Origin of the sequence: Streptomyces sp. NPDC056224, assembly GCF_042267665.1 — a bacterium.
GTDB lineage: Bacteria > Actinomycetota > Actinomycetes > Streptomycetales > Streptomycetaceae > Streptomyces.
In genome coordinates this window covers 180,879-197,824 of record NZ_JBHJTK010000005.1, presented here as the reverse complement: position 1 = coordinate 197,824, position 16,946 = coordinate 180,879, and the positions used below count along the sequence as shown (strand labels likewise).

Annotated in this window: 13 protein-coding genes; 5 read left to right on the top strand and 8 right to left on the bottom strand. The window is 71.3% G+C overall.

Annotation, left to right across the window (positions count from 1 at the left end):
* Positions 1-91: 91 nt before the first annotated feature.
* The 4 genes from ACFCZ1_RS09830 to ACFCZ1_RS09815 are packed head-to-tail and all read right to left on the bottom strand — an operon-like array spanning position 92 to position 3,600.
* On the bottom strand, positions 92-811 hold the full coding sequence (locus ACFCZ1_RS09830) for an ABC transporter permease subunit (RefSeq protein WP_376677868.1): 720 nt from the start codon (positions 809-811) through the stop codon (positions 92-94).
* A 14-nt stretch (positions 812-825) separates the two neighbouring features.
* Positions 826-1,737, bottom strand: a complete 912-nt coding sequence (locus ACFCZ1_RS09825; protein ID WP_376677867.1) for an ABC transporter ATP-binding protein — start codon at positions 1,735-1,737, stop codon at positions 826-828.
* On the bottom strand, positions 1,734-2,621 hold the full coding sequence (locus tag ACFCZ1_RS09820; protein WP_376677866.1) for an ABC transporter permease subunit: 888 nt from the start codon (positions 2,619-2,621) through the stop codon (positions 1,734-1,736). Before ACFCZ1_RS09820 ends, ACFCZ1_RS09825 begins: the two co-directional genes overlap by 4 nt.
* Complete coding sequence (locus ACFCZ1_RS09815; protein ID WP_376677865.1) at positions 2,611-3,600, bottom strand: ABC transporter ATP-binding protein; 990 nt, start codon at positions 3,598-3,600, stop codon at positions 2,611-2,613. Before ACFCZ1_RS09815 ends, ACFCZ1_RS09820 begins: the two co-directional genes overlap by 11 nt.
* A gap of 216 nt (positions 3,601-3,816) precedes the next feature.
* On the opposite strand from ACFCZ1_RS09815, the gene ACFCZ1_RS09810 reads away from it, so the two are divergent.
* From ACFCZ1_RS09810 to ACFCZ1_RS09800, 3 genes are all read left to right on the top strand, one after another.
* Positions 3,817-4,644, top strand: coding sequence for a M24 family metallopeptidase (locus ACFCZ1_RS09810; protein WP_376677864.1), 828 nt, complete (start codon positions 3,817-3,819; stop codon positions 4,642-4,644).
* Positions 4,641-6,434 carry an SDR family oxidoreductase gene (locus tag ACFCZ1_RS09805; protein ID WP_376677863.1) on the top strand — a complete coding sequence of 598 codons (1,794 nt, stop codon included), beginning with the start codon at positions 4,641-4,643 and terminating at the stop codon, positions 6,432-6,434. The genes ACFCZ1_RS09810 and ACFCZ1_RS09805 overlap by 4 nt, the downstream gene beginning before the upstream one ends.
* Before the next feature lie 321 nt (positions 6,435-6,755).
* Positions 6,756-7,670, top strand: a complete 915-nt coding sequence (locus ACFCZ1_RS09800; protein ID WP_376677862.1) for a MerR family transcriptional regulator — start codon at positions 6,756-6,758, stop codon at positions 7,668-7,670.
* A 136-nt stretch (positions 7,671-7,806) separates the two neighbouring features.
* On the opposite strand, the gene ACFCZ1_RS09795 is transcribed toward ACFCZ1_RS09800, so the two are convergent.
* Entirely contained in the window at positions 7,807-8,589 is a 783-nt protein-coding gene (locus ACFCZ1_RS09795) for an aquaporin (RefSeq protein WP_376677861.1), read from the bottom strand.
* A 133-nt stretch (positions 8,590-8,722) separates the two neighbouring features.
* Between ACFCZ1_RS09795 and ACFCZ1_RS09790 the strand changes: the two genes are divergently transcribed.
* A complete protein-coding gene (locus ACFCZ1_RS09790; protein ID WP_376677860.1) occupies positions 8,723-9,262 on the top strand; it encodes an RNA 2'-phosphotransferase in 540 nt (179 codons plus the stop codon).
* 168 nt (positions 9,263-9,430) lie between these two features.
* Here ACFCZ1_RS09790 and ACFCZ1_RS09785 read toward each other — a convergent pair whose 3' ends face one another.
* Positions 9,431-10,336 (bottom strand): LLM class flavin-dependent oxidoreductase, encoded by a 906-nt coding sequence (locus tag ACFCZ1_RS09785; RefSeq protein ID WP_376677859.1) that lies wholly within the window; start codon positions 10,334-10,336, stop codon positions 9,431-9,433.
* 331 nt (positions 10,337-10,667) lie between these two features.
* On the opposite strand from ACFCZ1_RS09785, the gene ACFCZ1_RS09780 reads away from it, so the two are divergent.
* Positions 10,668-11,555 (top strand): Cof-type HAD-IIB family hydrolase, encoded by an 888-nt coding sequence (locus ACFCZ1_RS09780; RefSeq protein ID WP_376677858.1) that lies wholly within the window; start codon positions 10,668-10,670, stop codon positions 11,553-11,555.
* Positions 11,556-11,590: 35 nt separating this feature from the next.
* Here the strand turns inward: ACFCZ1_RS09780 and ACFCZ1_RS09775 are convergent, their stop codons facing one another.
* Entirely contained in the window at positions 11,591-13,333 is a 1,743-nt protein-coding gene (locus ACFCZ1_RS09775; protein WP_376677857.1) for a GAF domain-containing sensor histidine kinase, read from the bottom strand.
* Between the two features lie 24 nt (positions 13,334-13,357).
* Entirely contained in the window at positions 13,358-16,930 is a 3,573-nt protein-coding gene (gene cydD / locus ACFCZ1_RS09770; RefSeq protein WP_376677856.1) for a thiol reductant ABC exporter subunit CydD, read from the bottom strand.
* Between the last annotated feature and the right edge of the window lie 16 nt (positions 16,931-16,946).

The following is a 16,946-nucleotide window of genomic DNA, read 5'->3' as shown; positions in this document are numbered from 1 at the left end:
ATGATGACCCGCAAAGCTGTGCCCCGCCCGGCTGGTGGGCCGGGCGGGGCACAGCTTCGCGAGGGGGGTGCCGCACGGGCGGCGGCGGGGTCTACTCCTCGCCCGCCAGGGTGAGACGGCGCAGCTTCTGGCCCGCGTAGACGGTGGCGCCGACGGTAACGACGGTGAGCAGGACCGCGGCGGTGGGGAGCCCGACGGTGGCATCGACGTATCCCTCGCCCGCGACCCGCTCCGCGAGCGACAGGGCCCACTGCTGGACGCTGAGGGTCTTGGCACCGGAGACCAGGCTGCCGAAGAGCGACTCCCAGATCAGGGCGTAGACCAGGCCGAAGACGACGGCGTGCCGGCTGACGGTGCCCAGGAGGAGGAACAGCGCACTGTAGGCGATCGAGGCGACGAGAGCGGCGACGGTGTAGGCGACGGCGATCTGCTGTCCGTTGCCGTTGAGGATGAAGCCGGCGATCAGGGTGGGGATCGCTGAGAAGGCCATGGTGACGGCGATCGCGACGATCAGCTTGGTCATGATGATCGTCGGGCGCTTCACCGGCTTGGAGAGCAGATAGACGATCGAACCGTCGTCGATCTCGGGTCCGATGGCGCCCGTACCGGCGATGACGCCGATCAGCGGGACCATCGTCGCGAGGGCGAAGCCGCCGAGCAGGTCGGCGGCGACCCTGTCGTCGACACCCGTGAGCGCGCGGACGGCGATGGAGATGACGATCAGCAGGGCCGGGAGCAGGAAAAGGATCAGTGCCCGGCGGCGGCCGAGCAGGGCCCGGTAGGTGAGCCGGGCGACGGTGGGGTTGTACATGGGTGCCAGCTCCTTCAGGCCGCGACGAGGTAGGAGAAGACCGACTCGAGGGACTCGTCGGAAGGCGAGACCGTCAGCAGCCGGATGCCGTGCGCGCGGGCGACTCGCGGCAACAGCTCGGTGAAGCGCCCGAAGTCGACGGCCTGGATGCGCAGGGCGCCTTCCTTCAGGTCGACCTCGATACCGGCCGTGGACGGGTCGGCGATCAGGGCCGCGGCGAGGGCCCGGTCGTCGGAGGAGCGGACGAGGTAGCGGTGCGGGCGGTCCGTCATCAGGCGGCGGATCTTGCGGAAGTCACCCGAGGCGGCGTGGCGGCCGGCGACGACCACCTCGATGTGCGAGGCCAGTTGCTCGACCTCCTCCAAGATGTGGGAGGAGAAGAGGACGGTGCGCCCGTCATCGCCCATCCGCCGCAGCAGGTCCATCAGCTGCATGCGCTGGCGCGGGTCCATGCCGTTGAAGGGCTCGTCGAGGAGCAGGACGGACGGGTCGTGGACCAGGGCGGACGCCATCTTGACGCGCTGGCGCATGCCTTTGGAGTAGGTGGAGATCTTGCGTTCCTGGGCGTACTCCATTTCGACCGTGGCCAACGCCCGCCGAGCGGCCTCGTCGTCGAGCCCGTGGAGTTCGGCGTTGGCGACGACGAACTCGCGGCCGGTGAGGAAGTCGTACATGGCCTCGCGCTCGGGCACGACGCCGATCTGCTTGTAGACCTGCTCGTTGCGCCAGATCGGCGTGCCGTCGAGGGTAACGGTGCCCGTGGAGGGGGCCAGGAAGCCACCCATCATGTTGATGAGCGTGGACTTGCCCGCGCCGTTGGGGCCCAGGAGGCCGGTGACCCCCGGTCCGATGCGCATGGTCACGTCGTTGACGGCGACGACGTTCCCGAACCAGCGGGACGTGTGGTCGATGTCGATGATGGTCACAGCCCGGCCTTCCGGTAGCGGGCCATCAGGGCGGCGTAGGAGCCGGCGATGAGGCCGAGGATGACGAGCAGGTAGACGAAGCCGATACCGGCCGAGGGGCCCTCGCCGCCGGGGAAGGCGGAGGTCGCGCCGAGGAAGGCTGTCTGGAAGCCGTCGATCAGGGTGATCGGGGAGAACAGGCCCATCCACTCGATGGCTCCGGCGTTCCCGGTGTTGTAGGCGATCCCCTGGACGGCGGTCACCGCTCCGTACGGGATCAGGAGCACGGCGATGATCGCGGCGACACCGAACCCGCGGCGCGGGGTGAGCGCGGCCATCACCAGGCCGAGGCCCGCGAAGAGCAGCGACAGCAGCAGTACCGACACGAGTCCTTGCCCGAATCCCTTGGTCTGGTCACCGAAGTCGAACTTCGCCAGCAGCGAGCCGATCCACATGATCAGCAGCGGGGTGGCGGTGAGGATGAACAGGGCCGAGGCCATGGCCGCGTATTTGGCCACGACGTAGTCGACCCGCTCGATGGGCCGTGAGAAGTAGAGCGGCACGGTCTTGAAGCGCAGGTCCCGGGAGACGGACTGGGGTGCCTGGGAGGCGAGGTAGAGGCCGATGACCACCTGGGTGGTCAGGGCGTACGTCGTGTACTTGATCGGCAGTTCGGTGGTGCCGGGGACTGCGATGGCCACCGCGACGAGGATCAGCGCGGGAACGCACATCACCGCGAAGAGGATCATCGGCAGCACCTTGGACTTGGCGGACCTGCCGAGTCCGTAGGCGCCGCGCAGGGACTGTGAGAACAGCGACTTGCGGGCATAGGCGCGGCCGAGCCGGGGACCGTCGTAGGACCGGTAGCCGATGTTGTGGATCTGGGTCGAGGTGTCAGGCGCCATCGGAACCGGCTCCCTTCTGCTGGATGGGCTGCGCGGGCTGGTCGTTGTCGCGGAAGACCTCCGCGATGTGGTGGCGGCGCTGCTCCATGCGGACCAGGCCGATACCGAGGTCGGCGACGGTGTCGCGGACCGTGTCGTACGTGCCCTCGCCCGTGGCCTCGACCAGGAGGATGTGGCCGGCACCCGGCAGGCCCTGCTCCTCGGCCGCATGGAGGGCGAGGCCCGCCTCGGTGAGCGCCTTGCGCAGGGCGGCCGTGCCGTCCGGATGCGCGTCGGAGTCGGTGACCTCGACCGCGAGGGTCGTGGTGATCTGGGTGAAGTCGCTGGTGGAGCTGGAGCGCAGCAGCTTGCCGCCGTCGACGACCACGACGTGGTCGCAGGTCCGCTCCAGCTCGCCGAGGAGGTGGGAGGTGACCAGGACGGAGATGCCGAAGTCGGTGTAGACGCGGCGGATCAGGCCGAGCATCTCGTCGCGGCCGACCGGGTCGAGCCCGTTGGTCGGTTCGTCGAGGAGGACCAGCTGGGGATCGTGGACGAGGGCCTGGGCCAGCTTGACGCGCTGCTTCATGCCCGTGGAGTAGCCGCCGATGGGGCGGTAGCGCTCCTCGTACAGCCCTACGTGGCGCAGGGTGTCGGCGGTGCGCTCCCGGGCTGCTGTCGGCGGGAGCCCGGACATGCGGGCCATGTGGACGACGAACTCGGTGGCCGAGACGTCGGGTGGCAGGCAGTCGTGCTCGGGCATGTAGCCGACGCGTTCACGGATGGCGCTGCCATGCGTGGTGACGTCGAGGCCGAGCACGGCGGCGCTGCCCTCGGTGGCGGGGGACAGTCCCAGCAGAATCTTGATCAGCGTGGACTTGCCGGCTCCGTTGGCACCCACGAGGCCGGTCACACCAGGCCCGATGTCCAGGGAGAGCCGGTCGAGGGCGGTAACTCGGGGGTACCGCTTGCTCAGGCTTTCGGTCGCGATGACAGTCACGGGTTCGACGTTAGTGGCGGAGTTCCCGCGAAACGTCAGACCTTGAGCTGGATCCCGTCTCCGCCTTCCGGCGTACATGCCCGTACTGGAGGCTGATGTGGCCCGGTCAACTTTGTCCACAGGTCTGGGCACGGCTCTTGACGTGACCTCCGGGCATTGTCACATTCATCAGTGTCAACTTACGGGCACGTACGGCGACCGAGACGGGTGCTGACCATGGCAGGGGACGATTTTCGCGGGTTCAGAGAAGTGCAACGCCTCTCCTACGAGTGCGCGCAGACCGTCGCCGCACAGCTGCGGCCCGGGATGACGGAGCGGGAGGCCGCCCGGATGCAGCGGGAGTGGCTGCGCGAGCGCGGGGTACGCGACTGGTTCCACCTGCCCTTCGCCTGGTTCGGGGACCGCACCGCCTTCGTGAACTTCAAGATTCCGCTGCAGTTCTTCCCGACCAACCGGAAGCTGGAGCCGGGGATGCCCTTCATCCTCGACATGGCACCGGTCTACAAGGGCTATGCGGCCGACATCGGATACTCGGGGAGCCTCGGGCTCAATCCGGTGCAGGACCGGCTCATGTCGGATCTGCGGGCGCACCGCACGCTGATCCTGGAGCAAGTACGTGAGCGCCGCTCACTGCGCGAGATCTACGAGAACGTCGAGCGGCTCATGAACCGGCAGGGGTACGCGAACCGGCACCGCGCCTACCCCTTCGGCGTGATCGCGCACAAGATCGACCGGGTCAGGGAGCGGCGCTGGGCGCCTACGGCCTTCGGGTTCGGCACCCAGTCCCTCAAGGGGCTGGCCTCCGACGCCCTGCACGGGCACCGTGAGGGCTGGTCCCCGCTGTGGAGCCCGTACCGCTTCTCCGACCACCCGCCGCAGCCCGGTCTGTGGGCGGTGGAGCCGCATCTGGGCTTCCGGGGCACCGGCGCGAAGTTCGAGGAGATCCTGGTCGTCACCGACTCCCGGGATCCCGAGGAGACCGCGTTCTGGCTGGACGACGATCTGCCGCACGTGCGGCGCTGGGCTGAGGAGAAGACGGCATGAGCGGCATGAGCGAGGCACCTACGACGGGACGACCGGCGGGCGCGCGCGAGCGCTGGGTGAGCACCGGCGGGGTCGAGCTGTGCGTCGTCGAACTCGGCGAGGCCGACCGGCCCACCGTGGTGCTGGTGCACGGTTACCCGGACAGCAAGGAGGTCTGGTCGGAGGTCGCCGAGCGGCTGGCGTCCCGCTTCCACGTGGTGCTCTACGACGTGCGCGGCCACGGGCGCTCGACCGCGCCGCAGCCGTTGCGCGGCGGTTTCACCCTGGAGAAGCTGACCGACGACTTCCTCGCGGTGGCGGAGGCGGTCAGCCCGGACCGGCCGGTCCACCTGGTCGGCCACGACTGGGGTTCCGTCCAGGGCTGGGAGTTCGCCACGGCGGCGCGTACCGAGGGGCGGATCGCCTCCTTCACCTCGATGTCGGGCCCCTCCCTCGACCACTTCGGGCACTGGATCAAGCAGCGCATGACGCGCCCCACCCCGCGCCGGGCTGCGCAACTGCTCGGCCAGGGCGCCAAGTCCTGGTACGTGTACATGCTGCACACGCCCGTGCTGCCGGAGCTCGCATGGCGCGGGCCGCTCGGCAAGCGGTGGCCGGCGATCCTCCAGCGCGTGGAAAAGGTTCCGGCCGGCTCCTACCCGACGGCGTCGCTGCCTTCGGACGCGGCCCACGGCGCCTGGCTCTACCGCGACAACGTCCGTCCCCGCCTGCGCCGTCCGCGCCCCGACGCGTACGCCCACGCACCGGTGCAGCTCATCACCCCGACCGGCGACGCCTTCCTGTCGGAGCGGCTCTACGACGACCTGGAGCGGTGGGCCCCGGACCTGCTGCGCCGCACGCTGCCCGCCAAGCACTGGGTGCCCCGGACCCGGCCCGACCAGCTGGCCGCCTGGATCATCGAGTTCGTCACCACCCGGGAAGAGCCCGCCACGCGGGCACCGGCGCAAAAGGCCCCGGGCAGGTACGCCGACCGCTTCGGCGGCCAGCTGGTCCTGGTCACCGGCGCGGCGAGCGGCATCGGCCGGGCCACCGCCTTCGCGTTCGCCGAGGCCGGGGCCCGGGTGGTGGCCGTGGACCGGGACGCCGAAGGCGCGGCGCGCACGGCGGACATGGCCCGCCTGGTCGGCGCCCCCGAAGCCTGGGGCGAGTGCGCGGACGTCAGCGACGAGCAGGCGATGGAAAAGCTCGCGGAGAAGGTCGCCGCGGAGTACGGAATCGTGGACGTCCTGGTCAACAACGCTGGGATCGGCCTGTCCGGGGCCTTCCTCGACACCACCGCCGAGGACTGGAGGAAGGTTCTCGACGTCAACCTGTGGGGTGTCATCCACGGCTGCCGGCTCTTCGGAAAGCAGATGGCCGAGCGCGGTCAGGGCGGTCACATCGTCAACACCGCCTCCGCCGCCGCCTACCTGCCCTCCAGGACCCTGCCCGCCTACAGCACCTCGAAGGCCGCGGTGCTGATGCTGTCGGAATGCCTGCGCGCGGAACTGGCGTCGAAGTCGATCGGCGTCTCCGCGATCTGCCCGGGCATCGTCAACACCAACATCACCGCCACCTCGCGGTTCGCCGGGGTGGACGAGGCCGAGGAGAAGCGCCGCCAGGAACGCTCCTCGCGGCTGTACGGGATGCGCAACTTCCCGCCGGAGAAGGTCGCCGAGGCGATCCTGCGGGCCGTGGTGCGCAACGAGGCCGTGGTCCCGGTGACTCCCGAGTCCAAGGGCGCCCTGTGGATGTCCCGCTTCGCCCCGCGCACCCTGCGGCGCATCGCCAAGCTGGAGCCCAGGCTGTGAGCGGGGCCTCGTACGCCACCAGCCCTCGCCGGGCGGCCTTCGACTGAAATACCCCCCTGCACTGGATACCCGACGGGCCCACCGCCAGAACTGGGCGGCCGGCTGCGCCACACGCTGCGCGCGCACAACCGGGCGGTGGCCAAGGGACTGCTGCCGACGTGGAGAGAGCTCGGCACGGCCATACCCCGCTACTTCCGGCGGTCGTACCATCCCTCGCAGGAGGGTTCGCTGCGCAGGGCGGTCGAGACCTTGCGGCTTCATCTGCCGCCCGGGCCGCGGCGGGCGCGGCCGGCCGAGCCGCGATGTCGTAGGGAGCCGGGATTGTCCGATCAGACGGTAGCCGAGTACCGGATCGAGGATCTGGCGCACCACAGCGGGGCGACGGTACGCACGATCCGGGCGTACCAGGACCGGGGTCTGCTGCCGAAGCCGGAACGGCGGGGCCGCTCCAACGTCTACCGGGACACGCATCTGGCGCGGCTGCGCCAGATCGCGGACCTGTTGGACCGCGGCTATACCCTGGCCTCGATCAAGGAACTTCTGGAGGCATGGGACGCCGGGCGCGGACTGGGAGGCGTACTCGGGCTGGTCGCCGAGGTCCATGGGCCGTGGACCGATGAGGAAGCGGCCCGGATCAGCCGGGAGGAGCTGAACGAGCGCTTCGGCGGCGCGCCCGACGACGACGCCGTCAACGAGGCGTGCGCCCTGGGGGTGCTGGAGCGGATCCCAGGGCGGCCGGACCGGTTCCTCGTGCCCTCGCCACAGGAGCTGGCGGTGGCCGCCGAGCTGTACGGGGCCGGGGTGCCGCTGTCGGCGATCACCGGGCACCTGCGTGAACTGCGCGGGCAGGTGGAGCACATCGCCTCGCGGTTCCTGGAGTTCACCACCGAGCACGTCTTCGCGCGCTACCTCGGGCAGGTTCCCCCCACCGACGAGGACGCGGCGGAGGCGGCGACGATGGTGCGGCGGCTGCGGCCGCTGGCCCAGCAGACCGTGGACGCGGAGCTGGCGCGGGCGATGAGGCTGTTCGCGACCCGGCATCTGCATCAGCACCTGGGGGCGGCCGGGGGTCCGCAGCCGTCGGGACCGTCTCCGGTGGCCCTGCCGGCCGCGACGGTGCGGGCGGTGCAGGAACTGGTGGGCACCGACCACGTCGCGGAGTTCGTCCGGGCCGCGACGGAACGGGAGCTCCAAGCCCGGACGATGAACGATCTGGCGCGCCGCGCGGACGGGTAGCGCCGCGGGGGCCGGTCGGCAGTCCACTCGGTCGCCCACCCGGTAGTCCACAGGGCGGATCACGCGTTTGGCGTCAAAACCCACCCAAACGGCTGTGGACAAGTGCCGCCTGCCTGTGGGCAACAAGTGTTCCGTCTCAGCCGATGGTCTCGTACGCCGCCTTGTCGGTGGCCACGCCGTCCACCGGCCCGGCCTCGGACAGGGTCCGGGTCTCCACCGCCGCGGGCCGGGGGGACCGGGAGGAGCCGTACAGCAGGCCCGCGAGGACCAGGCCGAGGATCCCACCGATCAGCTGGGCCGCGACGAACCCGGGGATCGACTCCGGGGCGATGCCGGTGAAGGAATCGCTGAAGCTGCGCCCGATGGTGCCGGCCGGGTTGGCGAAGGACCCGGAGGAGGTGAACCAGATCGCGGCGGCGACGTACGCGGCGACCGCGGCCGGGACGAGCCGGGGGCGCCCGATGCGACCGAGGCCCTGAATGACGAGGACGAGTCCCGCCGTGGCCACGACCTCGCCCACGAGCAGGTGACCGCCGTCGCGGACCTGGGTGGCGAAGGTGCCGGGGGTCCGGCCGAACATGGCTTCCGCGAGGACGGCGCCGCCGATGGCTCCGGCCGTCTGAGCCGCGGTGTAGACCAGGGCCTCCCGGGCGTCGAGCCCGTCCCCGCCGGTGCGCCGGGACCACCAGGCGGTGAGGGTGACCACCGGGTTGAGATGGGCACCGGACAGCGGCCCGAACAGGGTGATGATCAGCCCGAGGCCGATGGCGGAGGCGACCGAGTTCGCGATGAGGGCGACACCGGTGTCACGGCTGAGCTCGGCGGCCTGGATTCCGGAGCCGATCACGATCGCGAGCAGACCGGCGGTGCCTATGAGTTCGGCAGCCGCGCGGCGTGGCAGTGAGGTATGGGCTGTCATGTTTCTCCCCCCTGAGCAGAAGTAGCAGCGGAAAATATATTCCGCATACTGGAAGGGTGGTAGGGGGTGTCCACGCCCGGGGGTCCGCGAAAAATCCCTGCCGGAAGCCCTTGTGTGCGGGCACGCTGGGGTCATGGATGACAGGCGCACCGTGAAGGTGTCCAAATACGTCTCGAAACACCTGCGGCATCAGCCGGAACGGATCGGACTGGTTCTCGACACCCACGGCTGGGTGGAGATCGACGACCTGCTGCGCGCGGCGACCGCCCACGGTTTCACCTTCAGCCGGGCCGAGCTCGACCACGTCGTGGCAGCCAACGACAAGCAGCGGTTCGCCGTCGACGGCACCCGGATCCGCGCCAGCCAGGGCCACACGGTCGCCGTGGACCTGGATCTCCCGGAGGCCGAGCCGCCCGCGTACCTCTACCACGGCACCGTGGCCGCCGCCCTGGACGCGATCCGCGCCGAGGGCCTGCGCCCGATGGCCCGCCACCACGTGCACCTGTCCCCGGACCGGGAGACCGCGACCCGGGTCGGCGCGCGGCGCGGCAGGCCCGTCGTGCTCAGCGTGGACGCGGGGGCGATGCGCGCCGCCGGGCACGTCTTCCGGATCAGCGCCAACGGGGTGTGGCTGGTGGACGCCGTCCCGCCGCAGTTCCTGCGCTTCCAGTAGCAACTCCCGACGCACCCCGCGCACCCGGGCACATCACGGCGCACCACTGCCGGCGCTTCCCGGGCACCTCCGGGCGCGGATTCTCGTCTGTACGCCCAGCAGACGGCTTGAGCCCGGCGCCATCGCCGTCGCCGCTCCCCGCTCTGGGCAGCGGCGACGGCCGTGGCATCAGGTGTCCAGCTGGGCCAGGGCCTCCACGGCGATCTTCTCGAAGACCGACTCGTCCGCGGCGAAGTCGGAGTCCGGGATCGGAGCGTGGATCACCAACTCGGTGAAGCCCAGCGCGCGGTGGCGGCCGGCGAAGTCGACGAACGCGTCGACGGATTCCAGCATCGTGCTGCGCTCGGGCGTGAAGCCGGTCAGAAGGATCTTCTCCATCGGCTCGGACTCCCGTCCGATCTCGGCGCAAGCCGCCTCTAGCCCACCGATCTGCCGGCGCAGGGCCTCCAGCGACTGTTCGGGCGTGCCGTCCTCGAAGATCTTCGGATCTCCCGTGGTCACCCAGGCCTGGCCGTGGCGGGCGGCGAGCCGCAGACCTCGCGGTCCGGTGGCGGCAACCGCGAACGGCAGTCGCGGCCGCTGCACGCAGCCGGGGATGTTGCGGGCCTCCTCGGCCGAGTAGAAGGTGCCCTGCGAGTTCACCGCACCCTCGGTGAGCAGCTGGTCCAGCAGCGGTACGAATTCGGCGAAGCGGTCGGCACGCTCGCGCGGGGACCAGGGCTCCTGGCCCAGCGCGGTCGCGTCGAAGCCGTTGCCGCCCGCTCCGATGCCGAGGGTGATGCGCCCGCCAGAGACGTCGTCCAAGGAGATGAGGTCCTTGGCGAGGGTCACCGGATGGCGGAAGTTCGGCGAGGTGACCAGCGTCCCCAGGCGCATCCGCTCGGTGGTGGCGGCCGCCGCGGTCAGGGTGGGCACCGCCCCGAACCACGGTCCGTCGCGAAAGCCCCGCCACGACAGGTGGTCATAGGTGTAGGCGGTGTGGAACCCGAGCGACTCCGCCCGTACCCACTGGTCGCGACCCCCTTCATGCCATCGACGTACCGGAAGGATCACCGTGCTCAGACTCAGACTCATGCGTTCGAGCCTACGGCGCTCAGGCCGACGGGAGTGCCCGCCGGTCTCGCCACGTCGCGTCGGCGCCGAGGCCGCCCTGTCGAATGCCGACGCCTTGTCCGGATTCAGCCTCTGACGCGGCGCCCTCGGCATCGCCGACCGAATGGGCCTCCCCCTGGTGTCCGGGGCCGGATCGCTCCGGCCGGCTGAGCGATCGGGCCGACGCCTCACCGGTGCCAGCCCTGCCGCGGCTTTCGTGTTTCACGTGAAACGCCGCGCCCCGATGTTTCACGTGAAACATCGGAGCCGCCGGCACCGGACGAGCCACACCTGGTCCGGACGCCCTCGGGCCATGGGCGAAGATGGACCCGTGACCTCGGCTCCCCAGTGCCCGGACGGGCCAACCCCCATGCCCCGGCTCATCGCCACCGACCTCGACGGCACCCTGCTGCGCGACGACAAGTCCGTCTCGCCCCGCACGGTCGCCGCTCTCGCGGCCGCCGAGGAGGCCGGCATCGAGGTCTTCTTCGTCACCGGACGCCCGGCCCGCTGGATGGGCGTGGTCAGCGACCACGTCCACGGCCACGGCCTCGCGATCTGCGCGAACGGCGCCGCGGTCGTCGACCTTCACGCCGGACGAGAATTCGTACAGGTGCGAGCCCTCCCGCGCACTGATGCCCTCGCCGTCGTGGACGCTCTGCGGACAGCTGCGCCGGGTACCTCCTTCGCGGTCGAGATGACCACCGGCATCAACTACGAACCGACGTACCCGCCGTTCTTCCAGGACCCGGGCGCCAACGTCGCCCCCGCCGAGAAGCTGCTGCGCGAGGACGGGGAGGAGAGCTCCGCACCCGTGCTCAAACTTCTCGCCCACCACGCCGAGCTGGCCCCGGACGAGTTCCTGGCCCTGGCCCGTTCCACCGCCGGCGAGCACGCATCGATAACCCGCTCCAGCCCGACCTCCCTGCTGGAGATCAGCGGCCAGGGCGTCTCCAAGGCGAGCACCCTGGCGCTGTGCTGCGCCGAGCGCGGTATCTCCCCCTCCGAGGTCGTCGCGTTCGGGGACATGCCGAACGACGTGGAGATGCTCAGCTGGGCGGGCACCTCCTACGCGATGGGTAACGCGCATCCGGATGTGGTCGCGGCGGCGTCCGGCCGTACCACCGCCAACAACGAAGACGGCGTCGCCGTCGTCATCGAGCACATCGTGGCCGAGCGAATCGCGCAGCGACTGCTCTAGGAACCGTCCCGCGGGACGGTTGAAAGCCCGGACGCCTAGAGCGGGGCCTCCCACACCAAGGTGGTCCCGCCGCCGTCCTCGCCGAGGCCCGGGCCGTACGAGCTCGCGCCGCCCAGCGACTCGGCCCGACGGCGCAGGTTCCGCAGCCCACTGCGCCGTCCGCCCCCGGCGATGCCCACTCCATCGTCGGCGACCTCCAGCCGGACGCCGGGGCGCCCGTCGGCCAGCATGACCGTGCAGTCCACGACCACCTCGATCCGGGACGCGTCGGCATGGCGGAACGCGTTGGACAGCGCCTCGCGCAGCGCGGCGATCAGGTTCTTGCCCACCAGTTCGCCGACGACCGCGTCGATCGGGCCGAGGAAACGGTGCGCGGGCTTGAAGCCGAGCGGCACGGCGGCCATGTTGATCTCCCGCAGCACCCGGGTCCGCAGCCCGGAGGGGGCCTCCGCCGGGCCCTGCTGGAGCGCGAAGATCGCGGTGCGGATCTCCTGGATCGTCACATCCAGCTCTTCCACGGCCTTGCCGACCCCGTCACGGACTTCGGGAACGATCGACCGGCGCTGGGCGCCCTCCAGCATCATCCCGGTGGCGAACAGCCTCTGGATGACCAGGTCGTGCAGGTCCCGGGCGATCCGGTCGCGGTCCTCGAACACGGCGAGCCTCTCCCGGTCGCGCTGCGCCTCGGCCATCATCAGGGCGAGCGCGGCCTGGGAGGCGAACTGCGTGGCGAGGGTTCGCTCGGCCTCGCTGAACGGGCGCTTGCCACGGGCCCGCGGCGTGACCAGGGCACCCAGTACCCGGCCGCCGCTGTGCAGCGGAAGCATCATGCAGGGCCCGTACTGGCTGGTGAGTTTGCTGATCATGCGGGGGTCGGACGCGGCATCGTCCGTGAAGACGGGCTCGCCCTGCAACAGCCTGTCCACCACGGGGCTCTCGGCGGGGATCACCACGCCGAGAGAGGTGGCCGGGTTCTCGGCGGAGACGGCGACGATCTCCAGCCCGCCGTCCTCGGTCGGCAGCATCACGATGCCGGCGGAGGAATCCGCCAGGTGACGGGCCTGCTCGGCGACCACCACGAGGGCGTCGTCGGCGTCCCCGCCGGACAGCAGGGCGGTGGTGACGGCCACCGAACCGTCGATCCAGCGCTCGCGCTGGGTCGCGGCCTCGTACAGCCGGGCATTGCCGATGGCGATCCCCGCCTCGGTGGCAAGTACCCGGACCATGTGTACGTCGTAATCGTTGAACGCGCCGCCGCCGTTCTTCTCGGCGAGGTACAGATTGCCGAAGATCTCCCCCTGCACCCTGATGGGGACACCGAGGAAGGTCTTCATGGGCGGATGGTGCGGAGGAAAGCCCGCCGAGCGCGGATCCTTCGTCAGATCGTCGAGGTGCACGGTGTCGGAGTGCGAGATCAGCGCTCCCAGAAGGCCCCGCTTCCCGTCAGGACGGTGCCCGATCTTCCGGGCCAGCTCGGAGCTGATCCCGTACGTGACGAAGTCCGACAGCCCGCGGCCCTCGGTGTCGACGACGCCGATCGCCGCGTAGCGGGAATCCGCGAGCTCGGCCGCGGTCTCGCAGATGCGGTCCAGCGTGGAGTGCAGCTCAAGCCCGGTACCGACCGACCTCATGGCCTCCAGCAGTTGCGGTACGCGGGCCGTGAGCTCGGTGGACAGGCCTTGCAGACTGCTGACGGCCCGAGTGGCGGCCGACAGCGGGTCCGGTGTTCCAGATGACGGGTCCTGCGGTTCCTGCGGCTGCGACTCCTGCAGTGACATGTCCTTGAGACTAGTTAGTCCCCTTTAGCAGGGAAAGTCGGCCTGGAGAGAGTCAGCCACGGTCCCGTCCGCCTCTCTTTCCCGCTCCAGCAACCGCCGCAGCGGACCCTCGGCGGCGGCCAGATCCGCGTACGCCCCGCGCTGGACGACCTCTCCGCCGTCGAGCACGAGCACCTCGTCGACCGCGGCCAGGCCGGCCAGCCGGTGGGTGATCAGCACGGTGGTACGGCCCTCGGTCGCTTCCAGCAGGTCGGCCGTCAACGCGTCTGCCGTGGCCAGGTCCAGATGCTCGGCCGGCTCGTCCAGCACCAGTACGGGGAAGTCCGCGAGCAACGCCCGGGCCAGGGCCAGGCGCTGGCGCTGGCCGCCGGAGATCCGCTCGCCGTGCTCGCCGACCAGCGTGTCCAGCCCGTCCGGAAGTCCGTCGGCCCACTCCAGCAGCCGCGCCGCGGCCAGCGCTTCCCGGAGCTCGTCCTCGCTCGCTCCGGTCCGGGCCAGCCGCAGGTTCTCCCGCACCGAGCTGTCGAAGAGGTGCGCGTCCTGGGCGCAGAGTCCGACGAGCGCGCGGACGTCGTCACCGTCGAGCGTCCGGGCGTCGGTCCCGCCCAGGGTGTACGCCCCGTCGCGCAGGTCCAGGAACCGCAGCAGGACCTGGGCCAGGGTGGTCTTTCCGGAGCCGGAGGGGCCGACGACGGCGACGCGGCGGCCGGCTTCCAAGGTCAGGTCCAGTCCCCGCAGCGCGTCGCGTTCCTGACCGGGGTGCCGAGCGGTGAGCCCCGTCAGCCGCAGCGGGAAGGGCGAGCCGGGCGCGGCCGCCGGCTGCTCCGGCTCGGCGACGGGAACCGGGGCGTCGATGACCTCGTAGACCCGCTCGGCGCTGCGGCGCACCCGCTGGCGGTACTGGACGGCGAGCGGAAGGCCGCCCACCGCCTCAAAGGCGGCGAGCGGCGTCAGCACCGCGACGGCCATGGCCACTCCCGACAGCCGTCCGTCACGAACCGCGTCCGCCGCCGCGGCCGCGGACGCCACGACGGTCAGCCCGCACACCAGGGCGGACAGCCCGCCGCCCAGACCACTCGCGGCGGCTCCGCGCGCGGCGATGCGCGTCAGCACGCCGTCACTCTGCCGGGCCCTGTCCTTGCGGTCCTCCAGCGCCCCGGCGACGGTCAGCTCCGCGGTACCGGTGAGCAGATCCGCCACCCGGGTGGCGAGATCACCCCGGGCGGGAGCGAGCCGGCGCTCGGCCCGCCGGGAGCAAGCCCCGCTCACCAGCGGAACGCCGACTCCTGCGGCGAGCAGTCCGACGGCGAGGGCGGCTCCGGCCTCCGGCAGCAGCCAGCCGGTGAAGGCGACCGAGCCGGTACCCACGAGTACCGCGGTGCCCACCGGCAGCAGCCAGCGCAGCCAGTAGTCCTGGAGTGCGTCGACATCGGCCACCAGCCGGGCCAGCAGATCCCCACGCCGGTGCTCCCGCAGCCCGGCGGGGGCGATGCGCTCCAGCCGCCGGTACACGGAAACCCTCAGATCGGCCAGCATCCGCAGCACGGCGTCGTGCGAGACGAGCCGTTCGGCGTACCGGAAGACAGCCCGCCCCATTCCGAAGGCCCGGGTGGCGGTGACCGCAACCAGCAGGTAGAGCACGGGCGGCTGTTCGGAGGCCCGGGAGATCAGCCAGCCGGACACCGCCATCAGTCCGACGCTGCACCCGACGGCCAGCGCCCCGAGGAGCAGTCCGAGCCTGAAACGCCCCTGCCAGGCCCTGGCCACCGCGCGGACCCGGCGCAGCGGATCGGTCGCTCCCATGTCGTTCCCGCCGCCGGCCCGCGCCCGCTCGGGCGCGGCTCCGAGGATCCGGTCAATGCCGTCCGCGGTGGCACCGTCCGGAGCGGCCCCGGCCCCGGCGGAAGCGGGGCGGGGGAGCGGCCCCGAAGCGGCGGGCGGCCCCGTGCGGCCGGCGGCCTGCGCCACCTGGACCACCCGGTCGGCGACGGCGAGCAGCGCCGGCCGGTGCACGACCAGCAGTACGGTCCGGCCCACGGCGAGCCGCCGGACCGCGTCCACCACTGCGGCCTCGGTGTCGCCGTCCAGCGCCGCGGTCGGTTCGTCCAGCAGCAGCACGGGCCTGTCCGCCAGGAACGCCCGCGCCAGGGCCAGCCGCTGGCGCTGCCCGGCGGACAGTCCCACGCCGCCCTCACCCAGGGGGGTCTCCACTCCGAGCGGCAGGGCCGTCACGAAGTCCCAGGCCCCCGCGTCCTTCAACGCCCGGGCCACCTCCGCCTCACCGGCCCCCGGCCGAGCCAGCCGTACGTTCTCGCCGATGGTTCCGGCGAACAGGTGCGGGCGCTGCGGCACCCAGGCGATCTGCTCCCGCCACTGCTCCTGGGACAGCTCCGCCAGGTCCACCCCGGCTACCCGTACCCGCCCCGCGGTCGGTGTCACGAACCCCAGCAGCACCTGGAGCAGCGTGGACTTCCCCGCCCCGCTCGGGCCGGTGAGGGCCACGCACTCTCCGGGTTCGACCGTCAGCGAGAGCGGTCCGGGCGAATCCTGGCCCCGGCCCTCGTACCGGACGCGGACGTCGTCGATCTCGATGCGCAGGGGAACGCCGGCCGGCATCCCGGCCCCGCCGGCCGGACGCGCGACGGGCGTCTGAAGCACTTCGAAGATCTCCTCCGCGGCGGCCAGCCCCTCGGCGGCGGCGTGGTACTGCGCGCCGACCTGCCGCAACGGCAGGTACGCCTCGGGCGCCAGGATCAGGATGACCAGTCCGGTGTAGAGGTCGAGCTCTCCGTGGACCAGCCGCATGCCGATGGTCACGGCCACCAGCGCCACCGACAGGGTCGCCAGCAGCTCAAGGGCGAAGGACGAGAGGAAGGCGATCCGCAGTGTCCGCATCGTCGCGCGCCGGTAGTCGTCGGTGATCTTGCGGATCGACTCGGCCTGGGCCTTGGCCCGCCCGAAGACCTTCAGCGTGGGAAGTCCGGCGACCACGTCGAGGAAATGCCCCGACAGGCGCGACAGCAGCCGCCACTGGCGGTCCATCCGGGACTGGGTCGCCATCCCGATGAGGACCATGAACACGGGGATCAGCGGCAGGGTGACCACGATGATGGCCGCCGACACCCAGTCCTCGGTGACGATGCGGGCGAGCACGGCCACCGGCACGACCACCGCGAGCCCCAGCTGGGGCAGGTAGCGGGAGAAGTAGTCGTCGAGGGCGTCCACACCGCGGGTGGCCAGCGCCACCAGCGACCCGGTCTTCTGTCCCGTCAGCCAGGCGGGGCCCAGATCGGCGGCCCGGTCCAGCAGCCTTCCCCGCAGTTCCGACTTGACCGCCGCACCCGCGCGGTGTGCGGCCAGCTCCGTCAGCCAGGCGATCAGTCCGCGTCCCAGCGCCACGGCCGCGAGCAGCAGCAAGGGCGTGCGCAGCTCCGTCCCGCCGAGCCCTTCCTCGAAGGCGCCGACCACGATCTCGGCGACGAGCATCGCCTGCCCGACGACCAGCACCGCCCCGGCGAGGCCCAGGGCCACCACCGCCCCCAGGAAGAGGCGGGTGGAACGGGCGTAGCGAAGCAGGCGCGGGTCGATCGGTTTCACGTGAAACATCCCCCAA